This is a genomic window from Achromobacter sp. MYb9 (genome assembly GCF_002975275.1).
In the GTDB taxonomy this organism is placed as follows: Bacteria; Pseudomonadota; Gammaproteobacteria; order Burkholderiales; family Burkholderiaceae_B; genus Achromobacter.
The window spans coordinates 160992-177113 of record NZ_PCOQ01000004.1; the positions used below are offsets into that span (position 1 = coordinate 160992).

Here is a 16122-nt window from a genome sequence, read left to right on the forward strand (position 1 = left end):
CGCCTTTGACAAACAGAATCAATAAGAAAATGAATATCCGAGAACGCAATCACGGCGACGATCTGGTCCTGGCGGACATCTGGCTCCGTTCGGTGCGGGCCACGCATTCCTTCCTGACCGAGAAAGAGATTCAGGCCATGTACCCGCAGGTGCTCAACACCTACCTGCCGTCGGTGCGCGTGTGGGTCTGCGAGGACGATGCCGGCGAACTCGCCGGTTTCATGGGCCTGTCCGGCAACAAGGTGGAAATGCTGTTCGTGGACGCCAACAAGCGCGGCAAGGGCGCCGGCCGCCGCCTGCTGAACTTCGCGCGGTCGCTGCACGGCACCCTGCTGGTCGACGTGAACGAGCAGAACCCGCAGGCGCATGGCTTCTACAAGCACTACGGCTTCGAAGACACGGGCCGCTCGGCCCAAGACGATGCGGGCCGCCCGTTTCCGATCATCCACATGAAGCTGGCGGGCTAACGGGGCGCAACCGCCGCTTGATGGGTTGCGCGGCCAGGCGTCGCCATTCTTGCCGCCGGCCCCTCGCGCTTCACCTTTTCTACGGATGCGGTGGCTCGTGACGGGCGCGCCACGCTTTCAGCGCATCGCGGTAGTTTTCCATGGCTTCTTCGTAACGATCATAGACGCAGGGGATGCAACCGCTGTTGCAGCATTCCTCGGGCGCGGGGCGCTCTGGGGGGACAGGCTGCGGGTCGGGGTCTTCGGGAATTATCGGGGTGCTCATGACGCAATGTTAGCGCCGATCCGCCGGCTCTCAGGCGCTTGCTTGCGCATGCGCCGAGCGCCATTGCATGCGGCGGATTTCGTAGCGGACCTTGGCGCTGGCATCGTCGCCGGACGTTTCACCCACATACTGCAAGCCGGCCTTTTCCATGACGCGGCGCGACGCCGCGTTCGATCGCAGCGCCACGGCCGACAGCACATCCACCGGCAGCAATTCGAACCCCATTTCGATCAACGCCGCCGCGATCTCGCCCGCATAGCCCCGCCCCCAGCAATCAGGAACGAACGCGTAGGCGAGTTCGATGGCGCCTTGATCGCCGGAGACCGTGTACTTGAGGCCGGCGCGGCCGGCCATCGCGCCGGTGTAGCGGTCCTCGAGCACGTACATGCCGTAGCCATACTCCAACCAATGCGCGACGTTTTGCGCCACATACAGCCGACTGGCGGCGGCGTCACGCGTGCCGCCCATCGTCTGCATCAGGCCGGCGTCGGCGTGCATGTCGGTGATGAACGGCAGGTGACCCTGCCGCATGCGCTGTGCGCGCAGACGGAGGGTCAGGAAGGCATCGGGGAACACGGCATGCGGCATGGGGCGCTCACTTGGGCGAGAGCGCCCGCGCCGCCACCGGCGGATCGGCCTTCAGGACATCCAGGATGCGCTTGCCCACGCGGCCGTCCTGCGGCAGATTGCGGCGCTCTTGCTCGGCACGCACCGCGTCGCGGGTCTTGGCGCCCGGAATGCCATCCGCCACGCCGATGTCGTAGCCACGACCGTAGAGGTCTTCCTGCAGCTGTTTGATCTCGGCCCGCGACAGGCCGGGATCATCCGTCGGCCACGCGGCCACGATAGCGGGGCCGCCCTGCAAGCGGTTCAGCAGCAGCGACACCGCCAGGCCGTAGCGGCGCGACTGGTTGTAATGCAGGATGGCGTCAAAGTTGACCGTGGCCAGGAACACCGGACCCTTGGCGCCGGTGGGCGCGAACAGATAGGCCTGCTCGTCGTTGCCCGAGGGCAGCTTCAGCACGGAGCCGTCGCCCTGTTTCAGGCCGGCCTGGGCCCACTGCGCGATCGTGCGACGGTCTTGCGAACCCACGTATTCAGCGTCGGGTTCGGGCGGGATGGCGGCGGCCAGTTCAGCCGGCACACGCACTTCCACGACGGCCGGCAGACCGTGTGTCCATTTGGCGCGACGCTTGCGCAAATGGCTGGCGGTGGACGCCAGCGCATCGGGCAGCGAGTTGTAGAGGTCGATGCGGCCGTCGCCGTCGCCGTCCGCGGCCAGTTCATAGAACGACGTCGGGATGAACTGCGTCATGCCGAAGGCGCCGCTCCAGGACCCCACGAAACTATCCGCAGGCACCGTGCCGTCACGCAGCAGACGCACCGACGCGTAGGCGTTCTTTTCCCACAGGGTCTTGTTTTCGGTGCAGGCACGGGTCAACCAGGCGTTCAGCACGTCGGTCTTGCCGATCTGGCGGCCATAGTTGGTTTCGATGCCGAAGATGGCGACGAGCGTGGCCGGATCCACTTGATACTGCTGGCCGATCGCAGCCAGTTGCGGGCCCACCTTTTTCATTACGGCGCGGCCGTCGTTGACGCGTTCATCGTCCACGGTCTTGGCGATGTAGTCCCACCAGCTTTCGCGCCCTTCCGGCTGGCCCTTGGCGGACGCCACGGTCGTGGGCAGCAGCTTGGCGTTGGCGGTGTACTTGTCCCAGTCGGCGACGGTCAGGCCGTTGGCGGCCGCGCCCTTGCGCAGCTTCGCGATGCAAGCCTTGGTGTCCAGCTCGGTCGGCACAATGACCGTGGGCGCGGCAGCCGGCGCGGCGGCGGGCATCACCGTCGCCGTTGCGGCCGGCTCGGCGGTCGTGGCTGGCGCCGCCGCAGGGGGGGGTGACACGGCGGGAGCCGGGGCGGCGGCCGGTTTCTGTCCGGCGGCTTGCGCGGCGGTCACGTCATCAAACGTGCGCTTCGGCGTCAAGGTCGGTTGCACCGGCGCCGGGGCGGGCGACTGGGCGCGCGAGCCCGTAGCCGACTCGGGAGATTGCGCTTGCGCGGCGCCGGCGGTAGCCGCCATCACGGCGGCGGCCAGCAAGGCGCGGGAAAAGGTATCGATTCGAGGGCCTGAGGAACGCGAACGCATGGTAATCCTGAAAAATCGAAGTCAGCCGGGATCGTACCGCGACCAGCCGCCGAAATCGAACCGCAAGCGCGGTGCTAGGCGGCCGGCCTGCTTATTGGCGCGACCGGCGGCTCGCGCAACACCCGCAGGCAGACCACCATGGCGATCACGCTGAACAGGGCAAACCCCAAGGTCTGCCCCAGCATCACCCCCTCGGGGCCGCCGTAATGCGCGCCCAGCCACACGAACGGCAAGGTGCCCAAGGTAGCGCGCAGCCAGCCGATGACCGTGGAATACGTGGCGTAGCCCAGGTTGTTGAACACGGCGATCGACACGAAGAACAGGCTGTTCACCGCCCAGGCGAAACTGCCGTAGCGGCAGAAGAAGATGATCAGGTCGCGCCCCGGGCCGGTGACCTGGAACACGTCCGGCACCCAGGGCGCAAGCACCGCCAGCACGATGGCGGCGGCAAACCCATAGCACAGGGCCCATCGCGATGTCAGCCTTACGGTCTGTTTCACACGGTCCCATTGCCCCGAGCCCAGGTTTTGCCCAAGAATGGGGCCCATGGCGCCCGGCAGCACGAAGAACAGCGAATAGGCCAGTTGCAGCAAGCGGTCCACTACCGTGGCGCCCGCCATGACGCTGGGGCCGAAGCTGGCATAGGTGGACGCGGTGAAGATCACCGCCGCCGGCGTCGCCAGCGTGGTCAGCGCGGCGGGCAAGGCGATCTTGCCGATGGCGGCCAGGTCGGCCCGCAACGTGCGCAACACGGGCCACGCCACCAGGCGATGCGTGCGGAACACCAGCCATGCGCCCAGTGCCACCGTCGCCAGACGGCCCACGCCGCTCGCCCACGCGATGCCTTCCATGCCGCCGTCCAGCACGAAGATGACGATGGGATCCAGCACCGCCACCGTGGCGGTGCCCGCCAGCAGTACCCACATGGACTGGCGGCCGCGGCCGGCGGCGCGCAGCAGGTTGGACAGCATCATGCCGATACCCATCATCACGGCGAAGGGCGTGGTGATCAACACGTACGACAGCAAGTGCGCGCGCACGTCTTCTGCCAACCCGATGGCGGCGGTGAACGGCCCGATCGCCGCCAGGAACACCGCGCCGGCCGCGACTCCCGCCGCCGCCATCAAGATCAGCGACGCTCCGGCCAGGGTACGCGCACGCGGCGCATTGCCGGCCCCCAGCGCGCGCGACACCTGCGCGGCGCCGCCTACCGTGACGCCGATGCAGACTGCCGTGATCGTGAACTGCGTCATCGACCCGAACCCCACTGCGCCCAGCACGGCTTCATCCTTCAGCGTGCCCAGGTACAGCAGCGACAGAAACTCCACCGCGAAGACGGCCAGCATGCTGGCCCAGCCGGTGAGGATCATTTCCAGGACGTGGGGGCCCAAGGGCCCGGAGATGAAGCGGGCGCGCGGGGCGGCGGCGCGAGTGACGGTGGCCAAGGCGCGGCCTACCGTGCCGCGGGCAGGTTGGCGAACCAGTACTGGAACACGCTGCTTTCGTTGGAATACCAGGGCAGCATGCCGATGGAATCGGACTCGCGCCGCACGGTCACCAGCAAGCCGCCGGCTTCGGGGCGAAACAACGCCACATGCCGCCGCACGCCCATGGATTCGTACTGGCGCCAGTCATGCCGCACGCTGACCCACAGCCGGCCCTGCGCGCAACCCGTGTGGCGCCGGATGCCGTCAGGCACGCCAGGCCTGGCGTCGTGAGTCAACGCGGCGGGATCTTGCGCGCCATTCAGCAAAGGCAGGTGCGCGGCCGACCGGGCCCCGCGCCCGTCCAGGGCCAGCACGGCCCATCCGCCAGCAGCGGGCGCGAACGCCACGGTGGCCGCGGAGGTCGACTGCCATTCCGGCAGCAGGTTGTCGTGCATGCCCTGAAGGTCCAGCGGGTAGTACAGGAAATTGCGAAGGTCGGCGAGCGACTTCGTTTCGCGGTCGCCCGAGCGGTACTCGCCTTGCGCGCGGTACGTGCCCGTCAGGTCCGGGCATTGCGCCGGATCCGACGGCAGCACCACGGGCGTGCCGTCCCGAAATGGCGGCCATTTGACGGAGACCTCGTCCACCTTGGAGACGCCGCACGCGCTCAACGCCAGCGTCGCCAACCCCGCCGCCGCAAGCCGCATCATTCGTCGCGCGCCCAGTCCCGTTGCATTCATGGCTGTCTCCTTGCTTGCCAGCTTTCGGGTAACTCCCACTGGCGGCCGCCCCGTATTCATTGTTGTGTCTGGCGACGAACTATATCCGAATCCCGCAGCGCCGTTGCCAAGCGCCTGACGCAGGGGAATAATCGGCCCATCGCTTCCCGCCCGCGCCATGACACCCTTCCGAGGCAAACTCCGTATCCGGCACCTGGAAATCGTGCTGACCGTCGCTGAACTGGGCAATTTGTCCAAAGCAGCGGCACAGTTGCACAGCACGCAATCCGGCCTGTCCCGCGCCATCGCCGAAATCGAAGAGCTGGTGGGCGCCCGCCTGTTCGAGCGGACGGCCAAAGGCACGACGTGCACGCCGCTTGGCGACGCCATGTGCCGCCATGCGCGCCTGCTGCTGACCGACTTTCGCAAAGCCGAGATCGACCTGGCCGCGATGTCGCGCGGCGACGAAGGCAGCCTGACCGTGGGGTGTTTTTCGATGTTTGCCGGCTGGCCGGTGGCGCAAGCCGCGCGGGCCTTCCGCCAGGCCTATCCCCGCATTACGCTGACCATCGAAATCGGCACGCACGAACGCCTGATCGAAGACCTGGATGCCGGCGGCCTGGACGTGCTGATCAGCCGCTTCTCTTCCACCGTCAACCCGCAGATCTACCGGTCCACCACCTTGCTGGAAGACCCGGTGGTGCTGGGCTGCGCCATTGGGCATCCGCTGGCCGGACGGGCGGACGCCACGCTGGCGGACTATGTGGCCTATCCGTGGATCACGGCGTTGCCGGGTAGCCGCATACGAGGCGAATTGGAGATGTCCTTGCGCAACGCCGGCTTGGCGATTCCGGATATGATCGGCGCCCTGTCGCTGGAGTTCGGCCGCGAGATGCTGCTGGACGGCCAGTATCTGTGGATGCTGCCGGGCAGCGTGGCCGCGGTCCGGCAGGCCCGGGGAGAACTTATCGTGCTGCCGGCGCGCCCCGCCATCGGAAAATCACCCCTGGCCGCGATCTGGCGCCGAGACCGCCCCAGCACGCGACAGGCGCGCGCCTTCGCCGAGCAGGTCAAGCAAGCCATCCAGGCGGACGACATCGCGCTGGCCGCCTAGCCGCAGACCCGGAATTCGCATCACCCTTTTTTATCGGAGCATCCATGTACGACTGGCTCAACGCACTGCCCAAGGCCGAACTGCACCTGCACCTGGAAGGCTCGCTGGAACCCGAGCTGCTGTTCCGGCTGGCGCAACGCAACGGCGTGGCCTTGCCCTGGCCCGACATCGATGCCCTGCGCGGCGCGTATCAATACGGCAATCTTCAGGAATTCCTTGACCTGTACTACCTGGGCGCCGACGTGCTGCGCACGGAACAGGATTTCTACGACCTGACCTGGGCCTATCTGCTGAAGTGCCGCGAACAGAATGTGGTGCATACCGAACCGTTCTTCGACCCCCAGACCCACACCGACCGCGGCGTACCGTTCGCCGTCGTGCTTAACGGCATTCGCCAGGCGCTGGAAGACGGCCGCAAACAACTGGGCGTGACCAGCGGCCTGATCCTCAGCTTTCTGCGCCACCTGCCCGAAGCGCAGGCCATGCGGACGCTGGAAGACGCGCTGCCCTTTCGCGACGCCTTCATCGCGGTGGGACTGGACAGCAGCGAAATGGGCTTTCCGCCGCGCCTGTTCCAGCGCGTGTTCGACCGCGCCCGCGCCGAAGGTCTGCCGGCCGTGGCCCACGCGGGCGAGGAAGGTCCGCCCGAATACATCTGGGAAGCGCTGGATCTGTTGAAGGTGCGACGCATCGACCACGGCGTGCGCGCCGCCGAAGACCCTGAACTGATCGCCCGCCTGATCGATGAACAAATCCCCCTGACCGTCTGCCCGCTGTCCAACACGCGGTTGCGCGTGTTTGACCACATGCGCGACCACAACATCCTGTCGCTGCTGGACGCGGGCGTGAAGGTCACGGTCAACTCCGACGACCCGGCTTATTTCGGCGGCTACGTCAACGAGAACTTCCACGCGCTGTACGAGCATCTGGGCATGACCCGTGCGCAGGCGCAAGCCCTGGCTGACAACAGCCTGGACGCGCGCATCGCCAACTAGGCGGCGCTAAAAAACCAGGCGGCACCCAGGCCATGCGGGATCCGCATGGCAATGTTCAAAACCGGCATGGCTGCCCTGCTCCGATCTTCCCTACCATAGCCCCACGGTTACGGCGCCTTCCGGCACCGGCCGCACGACAACGATGCAAGGGGCAGGATATGAATCAACCCGTCCAAGCGGTGCTGCAGGCCGGCACGCTGACTGGCGAGCGCGAGGCAGGCGGCATCTGCTGCTATCGCGCCATTCCCTATGCGCAGCCTCCCGTGGGCAGCCTGCGCTTCGCGCCGCCGCAGCCCGCCGCATGGCGCGGCCACCTCGATGCCACGCGCGCCGGGCCCGTCGCGCCGCAACTGCCTTCGCGGCTACGCGGCGCCATGGGCGATTTCGACGCGCCCCAATCCGAAGACTGCCTGCACCTGACCGTATGGACGCCTGGCGCGGACGCCGCGCGACGGCCCGTGGTGGTGTGGCTGCATGGCGGTGCCTGGCAAAGCGGCGGCGGCGCGCTGGATTGGTACGACGGATCACATCTTGCGGCCCGAGGCGACCTGGTGGTCGTGGCCGTCAACTACCGGCTGGCCGCGCTGGGCTGGCTGTATGTACCCGGACAAACCGCAAACGTCGGCCTGCTGGACCAGGAGATGGCGATCGACTGGGTGCTGGAGAACATCCAGGACCTGGGCGGCGACCCCGAGCGGATCACGGTCATGGGCCAATCGGCAGGGGCGTCGTCGATTTGCGCGATGCTGGCGCGACAGCCCCGTTTCTCGCGCGCCATTCTGCAAAGCGCGGCGCTGGGCCGGGGCTTTCGCAGCGCCGCGCAAGCCGACGCGCTGGGCCAGGCGTTTTTACACGCTGCCGGCGCCGAATCGCTGGACGCGGCACGTGGCCTGCCCGTGGCTGCCCTGCTGGCGGCCCAGCAGGCGCCCGCCGTGCAGGACGCGCTGCGCGCCGAAGGCAGCAGCCGCAGCCAGTTCTGCCCCGTGCTGGACGGCCAGGTGCTGCCGCACGACATCGCGCCCGCGCTGCAACGGGCGGCGTCCCGCGCGGATGTGCTGGTGACCTATACCCGCGACGAAATGGCGGCCTTTCCCGGCCACATGGTCAACGCGTCCGATGCGGCCGGCCAGCAAGCCGGCGAGGAGGTCTTCGGCGCGCCTTCCCGTCAATGGGCCCGGGACGCCGTGGCAAGTGGCCGGCAAGCCTGGCTGGCGCGCTTCGACGTGGCGCCCACGGCGCGCTTCGGGGCCTGCCATTGCATCGAACTGCCGTTCGTGTTCGGCACCATCGGCGCCTATGCCGCCGCCCCGATGCTGGCGGGATTGCCCGAGGCGCAGGCGTCCCAGCTCACGCAGCAGACGCAGCAAGCGTGGATCGCGTTCATCCGCGGCGAAGCGCCCAGCTGGCCGATGGCGCCGCACCAGCACATCCTGGCCTGAGCACGCGACCGCCGCGCCCACCTACAACACAAGGGGAAATTCCATGTTCAAGCACACCGCGCTGGCACTTGCGCTGCTGGCGCCACTTGCCGCTTCGGCCACCTATCCCGACAAACCCGTGAAGATCATCGTGTCCAACCCGCCCGGCGGCCCGGTGGATGTCATGCTGCGCGTGCTGGCCAGCAAACTGGGCGCCGCCTGGGGGCAGCCGGTGGTGGTGGAGAATCGGCCGGGCGCCTCCGGCATCATCAGCACCAGCGCCCTGGTCAAGTCCGCGCCCGACGGCTACACGCTGGGCATGGTGGTGGCATCCACCGTCACGATCGTGCCATTCGCGGTGGATGCGCTGCCTTTCGACACGCAAAAGGACCTGCAGCCGATCTCGCTGGTGGCCCGCACGCCGTTCCTCTTCATCGTGTCCAAGGACAGCCCGATCAAGACCTGGGAAGACTTCGTGCGCGAAAGCAAGGCGCGCAACCTGAGCGTGGGGTCGTTCTCCATCGGCACGGCCTTTCATCTGGTGTGGGAACAGACCGCCCGGCGCGCCGGCATCAAGGCCCTTTACGTGCCGTCGTCTTCGTCCGGTAAAACACAGAACGACCTGATCGGCGGCCAACTGGATGTGGGCCTGGATGCGCCGTCCAGCGCCAAGGGCCTGATAGACAGCGGCCGCCTGCGCGCCATCGCCATCACCAGCCCCGAACGCTTTCGTGGCCTGCCCGGCACGCCCACGCTGAAAGAGTCCGGCCTGGACTACGCGCCGCAACCCTGGATCGGCTTGATGGCGCCCGCCGGCGTGCCGACAGAGCGCGTGGCGTTTATCCAGAAGGCGGTGTCCGACATTTTGAAAGACCCCGCGATGCAGACCCAGATGGACACGCTGGGCATGATCCCGATCGGCAGTTCGCCGGAAGCACTGGCAGCGACCATCAAGGCGGACCGCGCGGACATGGCGCCGCTGATCAAGGAGCTGGGCATCAAGCTGCAATAGATCGGTATCGAGAATGCGTTCTTTTCAATTGACCGACGGTCGGTCGATAACTAGAATGGCTTTTTCGCCACCGGTTCCGCTTTCATGCCCATGTCGCCCTCGCGCCGCCGCGCCCTTGCCGTTGCCGTCAACCTGGGCAGCTTCATCACCATCCTGGACATCAGCATCGTCAACGTGGCGTTGCCCACCATGCAGGCCGCGCTGCAGATCGACATGGCGGGCCTGCAGTGGGTAGTGGACGCCTACGCGTTGTTCCTGTCCGCCTTGATGCTGTCGGCGGGCCCCCTGGGCGACCGCTATGGCCGCAAGCGTTCCTGGTTGGCGGGCGTGCTGTTGTTCACGGCCGGCTCCGCAATCTGCGGATGGGCGGGCAGCCTGCCCGTGCTGCTGATCGGGCGCGCCGTGCAAGGCGTGGCGGGCGCCTTGCTGATCCCCGGCGCGCTGTCGCTGCTGACACAGGCCTTTCCGGACCCAAAAGCGCGCGCACAGGCGATCGGCGTGTGGGCATCGTGCAATGCGATCTCGCTGATCGTGGGGCCGATGTTGGGCGGCCTGCTGGTGGCGCATTTCAGCTGGCAGAGCATCTTCCTGATCAACCTGCCGGTGGGTGCGTTGGCCATCGCCCTGGGTGCGTGGGGCATCCAGGAAAGCGCGGACCCCGAACACGCCGCCTTCGACCCTGCGGGCCAGGCACTTAGCGTGGTCTGGCTGGGCGCGCTGACCTATGGCCTGATCGCGGCGGGCGAACACGGCTGGAATGCCACGGACGCCGTGGCCTCGTTGTGCGTGGCGGCGGCGGGGCTGGCAGCCTTCCTGGTGGTCGAACACCGCGCGGCGCGGCCCTTGCTGCCGCTGCGCCTGTTCCGCGATGCCGGCTTCGCGACAACCAACTTCGCCTCGTTTGTGCTGGGCTTTTCGGGCTATAGCAGTTTGTTTTTCTTTTCGCTGTATCTGCAGCACGTGCAAGGCTTGTCGCCACTGGACACCGGGTGGCGGCTGGCGCCGCAGTTCATCGCGACCGGGCTGGTATCGACGGTGTTCGGCCGCCTGAACCTGCGCTTCGGCCTGCCCCGGCTGATGATCGCCGGCTACGGCCTGATTGGCGCCGCCATGCTGGGCATGATGCAATTCGACGCGCATACGCCCTGGTTCGAGACCGGATCGCTGATGGTGATGCTGGGCCTGGGCATGGGGCTGGCCGTGCCGTCGACCAGCATGGCCGTCATGGCGACGGTGCCGCGCGCGCGTTCGGGCATGGCGTCCGCCACCATGAACGCGCTGCGCCAGACCGGCATGACGATAGGCATCGCGTTGCTGGGCGCATTAATGAGCGGTCGCGCAATAGACGCGTTCACCCGCACGTTGGCAGGCATGGGCGTGGCCGATGCGCCGGGCGTGGCGCGCGCCGCCGTCACGCGGCATGTCATGCCTGCCCAACCGTCAGGCATCGCCGCCGGGTTCGCCGACGCGCTGGCCAGCGGTTTCCACACCGCGATGCTGATCGCGGGCGCCGCATCCGTATTGACGGCGGTGTTGCTATGGGCCGTCGCGCGCGGCGCCAAGCCCGCGCTGCACACCGTTTGAACGCCTGATTCCGGCGCCCGGAATTCCACCTCCCGGAATCAAACGGCGGTGATTTTAAGCATCCGTAACAAAGCTGCCGGCCGCGCGGCGCTTGGGTAAGATCCTCATCCAATAACAGGTTAACAACCACGAGGAGAAGACCATGCAATCGCGTAAGACGTTATTCCGGCTGGCCCCGCTGGCGCTCGCCGCCCATCTGCTGATGGCCGGCCTCGCGGCGGCCCAAAGCGCGCCCGGCACGCAAGGTCCGTTGCCGCCCGCGCCCAACGCCGCGCTGTCCGAACAGATCGAGCAGCGCGCGAAAGCGATCGAAGACAAGCTCATCGCCTGGCGCCGCGACATCCATCAGCATCCCGAACTGGGCAACCAGGAAACGCGTACCGCGAAGCTCGTGGCGGATCATCTGCGCGCGCTGGGCATGGACGTGAAGACCGGCGTGGCAGGAACGGGCGTCGTTGCCGTGCTCAAGGGAGGCAAACCCGGGCCGGTCGTGGCGCTGCGCGCCGACATGGATGCCCTGCCCGTCAAGGAGCAAGTGGACGTGCCCTTCGCGTCGAAGGCCAAGGGCACTTATCTGGGCAAAGACGTGGACGTGATGCACGCCTGCGGCCACGACACCCACACCGCGATTCTGATGGCCACCGCCGAAGTCCTGGCCGGCATGAAAGACCAGTTGCCGGGCAGTGTGAAGTTCATTTTCCAGCCCGCCGAGGAAAGCCCGGCGGACTTCGAACCGGACGGCAAGAAGATCTGGGGCGCCAAGATGATGGTGCAGGAAGGCGTGCTGGAAAATCCCAAGGTGGACGCCATCTTCGGCTTGCACGTGTCCAGCGCGTATCCGGCCGGCTGGCTGTCGTGGCGCAGCGGCCCGGCCATGGCTGCCGCCGACCAGTTCTGGATCGACGTCACCGGCAAGCAGACGCACGGCGCGCGCCCCTGGTCGGGCATCGACCCCATCGTCGTCAGTTCCCAGATCATCCTGGGCTTGCAGACCATTCCCAGCCGCCAGATCAACAGCATGCTGGAGCCTGCCGTCATCACCGTGGGCGCCATCCACGGCGGCAACCGCATGAACATCGTGCCGGACAACGTCGCCATGACGGGCACCATCCGCACCTATGACGAAGGCATGAAGAAGGACATCCATCAACGCATCACCCGCACCGCCGAGATGATCGCGCAAAGCGCCGGCGCGAAGGCCGACGTGCGCGTGGTCGAACTCTACAACGCCACCGTCAACAACCCGGCGCTGACCGAGCAGATGGGTTCCACCTTGCGCCGCGTGGCGGGCGAAGGCAACTATGGCCTGCAACCGAAATCCACGGCGTCGGAAGACTTTTCGTTTTATCAGGAAAAGGTGCCGGGCATGTTCTTCTATCTGGGCGTGACGCCCAAAGGCACCGACGTGGAAAAGGCCGCCCCCAATCACTCGCCGCGCTTCTACGTGGATGAATCAGGCCTGATCAACGGCGTGCGCGCCTTGTCGAACCTGACCATCGACTACATGGCCCGCGCGCAGAAAGGCAGCTAAGCAGTACGGCAGGCGGGCGTGAAGCCCGCCCGCAGGTCCGCCATGTGCTTCAGCGGTCCGCCTGCGCGGTGGCGTCAAACCCCTGGTGATACGCGACCCGGCCTTGCGCCGGGCGCGTGAATGCCTGCGCCATGAAGTACTCCGGCGGCACGCCGGGATACGTCAGCGTGGGCGTCGGCTCAAATCCGAAACGCCGGTAATACGCCGGGTCGCCCAACACCACGCAGCCCGCCGCGCCCATCGCCTTCAGGCGGTCCAGACCGGCCCGGATCAACGCCCTGCCGATGCCACGACCCTGCCAGTCAGGCAGCACCGCGACCGGTCCCAACCCGTACCAATCCGGCGATCCGTCGCTGATCCGGACGGGAGAAAACGCAATGTGCCCCACGACCTGTGCATTGGCCCGCGCCACCAGCGACAGCGTCAACGCGCCTGCCTCGCGCAGCGCGTGGGTGATGTAGCCTTCGGTCTGCTGGCTATGAAGATGGTCTTTGAACGCAGCTTGCGTCAACGTGAAAATGGCGTCGTGGTCTTCCGGCGTTTCCGGCAGGATCTGCATGCCCGGGCTCCCATGGAATCGAGCTGAAAGTGTAGCCGCCCCTGACGGCCATTGCGCATTGACGCCCGTCGGCACGGTGGCTACAGTGGCCGGCAGCCCGCGCCTTCCTCGGCGCTTTTTCCCGCCCTTCAGGACTCTTATGAACAGCTACCGCGTCGGCATCGCCGGCTTCGGCGCCATCGGCCAAGCCGTGGCGCAATCCCTGGACGCCGGCGTGCCCGGCCTGACCTTGGCCGCCGTCGCCGTGCGCGACCCCAAGGCCCCGCCCGCCTTCGCATGGACCCACGCGGCGCCGGTCTTCACCACCCTTGACGCCTTGCACGAGCATTGCGACGTGGTCGTGGAATGCGCGCCCGCCGCCGTGTTCCGCGACATCGCCGAACCCGTGCTGCGCAACGGCAAGAAGATGGTGGTGCTGAGCTCCGGCGCCCTGCTGCGCCACGACGACCTGATCGAACTGGCGCGCCAGCATCATGGCCAGATCATCGTGCCGTCGGGCGCCATCCTGGGGCTGGACGCCATCACGGCGGCCGCCGAAGGCGTCATCCATTCCGTCACGATGATCACGCGCAAACCCGTGCGCGGCCTGCTGGGCGCGCCTTACCTGACCGACAACAACATCGACATCGCCGACATCACCGAACCGCGCCTGATCTTCCGCGGTTCGCCACGCGAGGCCGCGGTGGGCTTTCCGGCCAACCTGAACGTGGCCGTCAGCGTGTCGCTGGCGGGTATCGGGCCCGACCGCACCACGCTGGAGATCTGGGCCGACCCGTCGCTGGAACGCAATATCCACCGCGTGGAAGTCGTCTCGGATTCGGCATCGTTCTCGATGGAAATCCAGAACATTCCCTCGGCGAACCCCAAGACAGGCCGCATCACGGCACAAAGCGTGGTCGCCGCGCTGCGCAAGCTGACCGGCCCGCTGCGCATGGGCACCTGAACGGCGCGCAGCCCCATCTTTGCCGCCCGGCCCGGTGGGTCAAGCGGGTCGGTCCATCAGGCCGCGGCGCGCAAGGCCGCGCTGTCGGCCGGCGGCGCCATGGGTTCCACCGCCCAACCGCCCTCGCCGTCCAGCGCCAGCCGATGCGTGTGGAACGGGTCCAGCGTGCTGCGATGGCCCACGCTGACCAGCATGCAGTCTGGCAGAGCACGGCGCAACAGGCTGTACAGCATGTGCTCCAGCCCTTCGTCGGTTGCCGAAGTGGCTTCGTCCAGGAACACGATGGCCGGCCGATTGAACAGTACCCGGGCAAACGCCACGCGCTGCTGTTCACCCAGGGACAGGATGCGGGACCAGTCCGCGACCTCGTCCAGGCGACCGGCCAAATGCCCCAGATTGACGTGCCGCAATGCGTCGGCCAGGCGCGCGTCGTCCTGCGGCTGCGCCTGCCCCGGGTAGGCCACGGCGCCCCGCAGATCGCCCAGCGGCAGATAGGGCCGCTGCGACAGGAACAACGCCGATGCGCCTTCGGGCCGCCGCACCCGGCCTTGCGCATAAGGCCACAACCCGGCCAACGCCCGCAACAAGGTCGTCTTGCCGCTGCCCGACGGCCCCTTGATCAACAAGGTCTGCCCCGGGCGCAACCGCAGATGCAATTGGTGCAGCAGCATGCTGCCGTCAGGACGCGTCACCGTGACGCCATCGATCTCCAAGCCATCCCGCCACGGCTCGGTTTGCACTGCCGGCAACCCGCGCGCCGCTTCGTTCGCATCCAGGAATCCATTCAGGCGGTCCAGCGTGGCGCGGTATTGCGCAAAGGTGTCGTAGGACGTCCGGAAGAACGACAGCGCATCCTGCACCTGGCCGAACGCCTGCGAGGTCTGCATCACATCACCCAGCTTGATCGCGCCGCTAAAGAAACGTGGCGCCTGCAGAATGAAGGGGAAGACCACCGCAACCTGGCTGACCGACAAATTGAAGCCGTCGAACTTCAAGCCCCGGTAGACCCGCGCCCAGAGGTTCGCGATGTAGGCCGCAAACCGCGTCCACAACGTCGCGCGCTCTGCCGCTTCGCCTTGATAGAACGCGATGTTTTCGGCGTTTTCGCGCAAACGGACCAGCGCGTAGCGGAAGTTGGCGGTCAGCCGTTCCGACAGGAAATTCAGCTGGATCAACGGACGGCCGATCTTGAAGGCGAACCACGTCGCGACGATCACATACAGGAAGACCACGAACACCATGGCGCGCGGGATATCGATGCCCCCGACCGACAATGGGCCGGACAGGCCCCACAGGATGCCGGTGAACGCCACCAGCGACACCACCGCGCTGAGCGCGCCGATGGCCAGGGTGCGCGAGCCGGTGACGAACATCGCGATGTCCTGCTCGATGCGTTGATCAGGGTTATCGACGGGCGCATCCACGAAGTGCCCGCGGTAGTACGCGCTGGCGCCAAGCCAGTCGCGCGTGAGGCGGTCGTTCAACCACACGCGCCAATGGATATCGAATGACTGGCCGACATAACTGTCGGCAAGCGCACGCACGACGTGCACGGAGGCCAGTATCGAGAAGATGCCCAGGAAGCGCCAGAAGGCGGTGGGATCCAGCGCTTGCAGCGCGCTATAGAAGCCGTTGTACCAAAATGAGAACAGCACGGTCATGCGCACCGCGGCCATCGCCAGGAACAGCAATAGCGCCAGCGTCAACAAGGGCCGCCAACTGCGCCGTGGCGTGAGGTACGGCCATGCCAGGCGCCAGAACTTGCGGCCCCAGTCGGTCGTTCGCGCCAGCGCCACCGCCATCAGCGCGGTCGCGACGGCCGTGATGCCAAACGCGCGCGCAAGCCACAGCGCGCTTTCCGCCAATTGCTGTTGCCAGTTCAGATCCATGGGCAAGCCCCCGAAAAAGCCATTCCTGGTTAGACGGGACGGCGGGGCCGGGTTCC

General features: G+C 66.9%; 15 protein-coding genes. 8 read left to right on the forward strand and 7 right to left on the reverse strand.

The window, feature by feature from the left end:
- The first annotated feature begins 29 nt into the window (after positions 1-29).
- A complete protein-coding gene (locus tag CQ050_RS08885; protein ID WP_105556448.1) occupies positions 30-467 on the forward strand; it encodes an acetyltransferase in 438 nt (145 codons plus the stop codon).
- Positions 468-546: 79 nt separating this feature from the next.
- Here CQ050_RS08885 and CQ050_RS08890 read toward each other — a convergent pair whose 3' ends face one another.
- The 5 genes from CQ050_RS08890 to CQ050_RS08910 form a co-directional block, all read right to left on the reverse strand.
- Positions 547-732 carry an oxidoreductase-like domain-containing protein gene (locus CQ050_RS08890; protein ID WP_105556449.1) on the reverse strand — a complete coding sequence of 62 codons (186 nt, stop codon included), beginning with the start codon at positions 730-732 and terminating at the stop codon, positions 547-549.
- A 30-nt stretch (positions 733-762) separates the two neighbouring features.
- Positions 763-1320 (reverse strand): GNAT family N-acetyltransferase, encoded by a 558-nt coding sequence (locus tag CQ050_RS08895; protein ID WP_105556450.1) that lies wholly within the window; start codon positions 1318-1320, stop codon positions 763-765.
- A gap of 7 nt (positions 1321-1327) precedes the next feature.
- Positions 1328-2875: a lytic murein transglycosylase gene (locus tag CQ050_RS08900; protein ID WP_105556451.1), complete on the reverse strand. Its 1548-nt coding sequence runs from the start codon at positions 2873-2875 to the stop codon at positions 1328-1330.
- Between the two features lie 74 nt (positions 2876-2949).
- Positions 2950-4320: an MATE family efflux transporter gene (locus tag CQ050_RS08905; protein WP_105556452.1), complete on the reverse strand. Its 1371-nt coding sequence runs from the start codon at positions 4318-4320 to the stop codon at positions 2950-2952.
- A gap of 8 nt (positions 4321-4328) precedes the next feature.
- A complete protein-coding gene (locus CQ050_RS08910; RefSeq protein ID WP_105556453.1) occupies positions 4329-5042 on the reverse strand; it encodes a hypothetical protein in 714 nt (237 codons plus the stop codon).
- A gap of 157 nt (positions 5043-5199) precedes the next feature.
- On the opposite strand from CQ050_RS08910, the gene CQ050_RS08915 reads away from it, so the two are divergent.
- The 6 genes from CQ050_RS08915 to CQ050_RS08940 all read left to right on the forward strand — a co-directional run bounded on the left by CQ050_RS08915 (position 5200) and on the right by CQ050_RS08940 (position 12675).
- Positions 5200-6135 carry a LysR family transcriptional regulator gene (locus CQ050_RS08915; protein WP_105556454.1) on the forward strand — a complete coding sequence of 312 codons (936 nt, stop codon included), beginning with the start codon at positions 5200-5202 and terminating at the stop codon, positions 6133-6135.
- A gap of 44 nt (positions 6136-6179) precedes the next feature.
- On the forward strand, positions 6180-7130 hold the full coding sequence (locus CQ050_RS08920) for an adenosine deaminase (protein ID WP_105556455.1): 951 nt from the start codon (positions 6180-6182) through the stop codon (positions 7128-7130).
- Positions 7131-7288: 158 nt separating this feature from the next.
- A complete protein-coding gene (locus CQ050_RS08925; protein ID WP_105556456.1) occupies positions 7289-8569 on the forward strand; it encodes a carboxylesterase family protein in 1281 nt (426 codons plus the stop codon).
- Positions 8570-8612: 43 nt separating this feature from the next.
- Entirely contained in the window at positions 8613-9560 is a 948-nt protein-coding gene (locus CQ050_RS08930) for a tripartite tricarboxylate transporter substrate binding protein (RefSeq protein ID WP_105556457.1), read from the forward strand.
- 84 nt (positions 9561-9644) lie between these two features.
- Complete coding sequence (locus CQ050_RS08935; RefSeq protein WP_233213903.1) at positions 9645-11144, forward strand: MFS transporter; 1500 nt, start codon at positions 9645-9647, stop codon at positions 11142-11144.
- A gap of 142 nt (positions 11145-11286) precedes the next feature.
- Positions 11287-12675, forward strand: coding sequence for an amidohydrolase (locus CQ050_RS08940; RefSeq protein ID WP_105556458.1), 1389 nt, complete (start codon positions 11287-11289; stop codon positions 12673-12675).
- Between the two features lie 49 nt (positions 12676-12724).
- On the opposite strand, the gene CQ050_RS08945 is transcribed toward CQ050_RS08940, so the two are convergent.
- The gene (locus tag CQ050_RS08945) at positions 12725-13234 is read right to left on the reverse strand and encodes a GNAT family N-acetyltransferase (protein ID WP_105556459.1); all 510 of its coding nucleotides are present in this window, start codon (positions 13232-13234) and stop codon (positions 12725-12727) included.
- 139 nt (positions 13235-13373) lie between these two features.
- Here CQ050_RS08945 and CQ050_RS08950 point away from each other — a divergent pair, with 139 nt between their 5' ends.
- Positions 13374-14177: an aspartate dehydrogenase gene (locus tag CQ050_RS08950; protein ID WP_105556460.1), complete on the forward strand. Its 804-nt coding sequence runs from the start codon at positions 13374-13376 to the stop codon at positions 14175-14177.
- Positions 14178-14233: 56 nt separating this feature from the next.
- On the opposite strand, the gene CQ050_RS08955 is transcribed toward CQ050_RS08950, so the two are convergent.
- Complete coding sequence (locus CQ050_RS08955; protein ID WP_105556461.1) at positions 14234-16066, reverse strand: ABC transporter ATP-binding protein/permease; 1833 nt, start codon at positions 16064-16066, stop codon at positions 14234-14236.
- Positions 16067-16122: the final 56 nt, after the last annotated feature.

Bases quoted from the DNA above. Each gene is read 5' to 3' on its own strand.
- CQ050_RS08930 (WP_105556457.1), top strand. From the start codon at position 8,613: ATGTTCAAGCACACCGCGCTGGCACTTGCGCTGCTGGCGCCACTTGCC.
- CQ050_RS08900 (WP_105556451.1), bottom strand. From the start codon at position 2,875: ATGCGTTCGCGTTCCTCAGGCCCTCGAATCGATACCTTTTCCCGCGCC.
- CQ050_RS08955 (WP_105556461.1), bottom strand. From the start codon at position 16,066: ATGGATCTGAACTGGCAACAGCAATTGGCGGAAAGCGCGCTGTGGCTT.
- CQ050_RS08920 (WP_105556455.1), top strand. From the start codon at position 6,180: ATGTACGACTGGCTCAACGCACTGCCCAAGGCCGAACTGCACCTGCAC.
- CQ050_RS08945 (WP_105556459.1), bottom strand. From the start codon at position 13,234: ATGCAGATCCTGCCGGAAACGCCGGAAGACCACGACGCCATTTTCACG.
- CQ050_RS08910 (WP_105556453.1), bottom strand. From the start codon at position 5,042: ATGAATGCAACGGGACTGGGCGCGCGACGAATGATGCGGCTTGCGGCG.
- CQ050_RS08950 (WP_105556460.1), top strand. From the start codon at position 13,374: ATGAACAGCTACCGCGTCGGCATCGCCGGCTTCGGCGCCATCGGCCAA.
- CQ050_RS08935 (WP_233213903.1), top strand. From the start codon at position 9,645: ATGCCCATGTCGCCCTCGCGCCGCCGCGCCCTTGCCGTTGCCGTCAAC.
- CQ050_RS08925 (WP_105556456.1), top strand. From the start codon at position 7,289: ATGAATCAACCCGTCCAAGCGGTGCTGCAGGCCGGCACGCTGACTGGC.
- CQ050_RS08940 (WP_105556458.1), top strand. From the start codon at position 11,287: ATGCAATCGCGTAAGACGTTATTCCGGCTGGCCCCGCTGGCGCTCGCC.
- CQ050_RS08885 (WP_105556448.1), top strand. From the start codon at position 30: ATGAATATCCGAGAACGCAATCACGGCGACGATCTGGTCCTGGCGGAC.
- CQ050_RS08915 (WP_105556454.1), top strand. From the start codon at position 5,200: ATGACACCCTTCCGAGGCAAACTCCGTATCCGGCACCTGGAAATCGTG.
- CQ050_RS08895 (WP_105556450.1), bottom strand. From the start codon at position 1,320: ATGCCGCATGCCGTGTTCCCCGATGCCTTCCTGACCCTCCGTCTGCGC.
- CQ050_RS08890 (WP_105556449.1), bottom strand. From the start codon at position 732: ATGAGCACCCCGATAATTCCCGAAGACCCCGACCCGCAGCCTGTCCCC.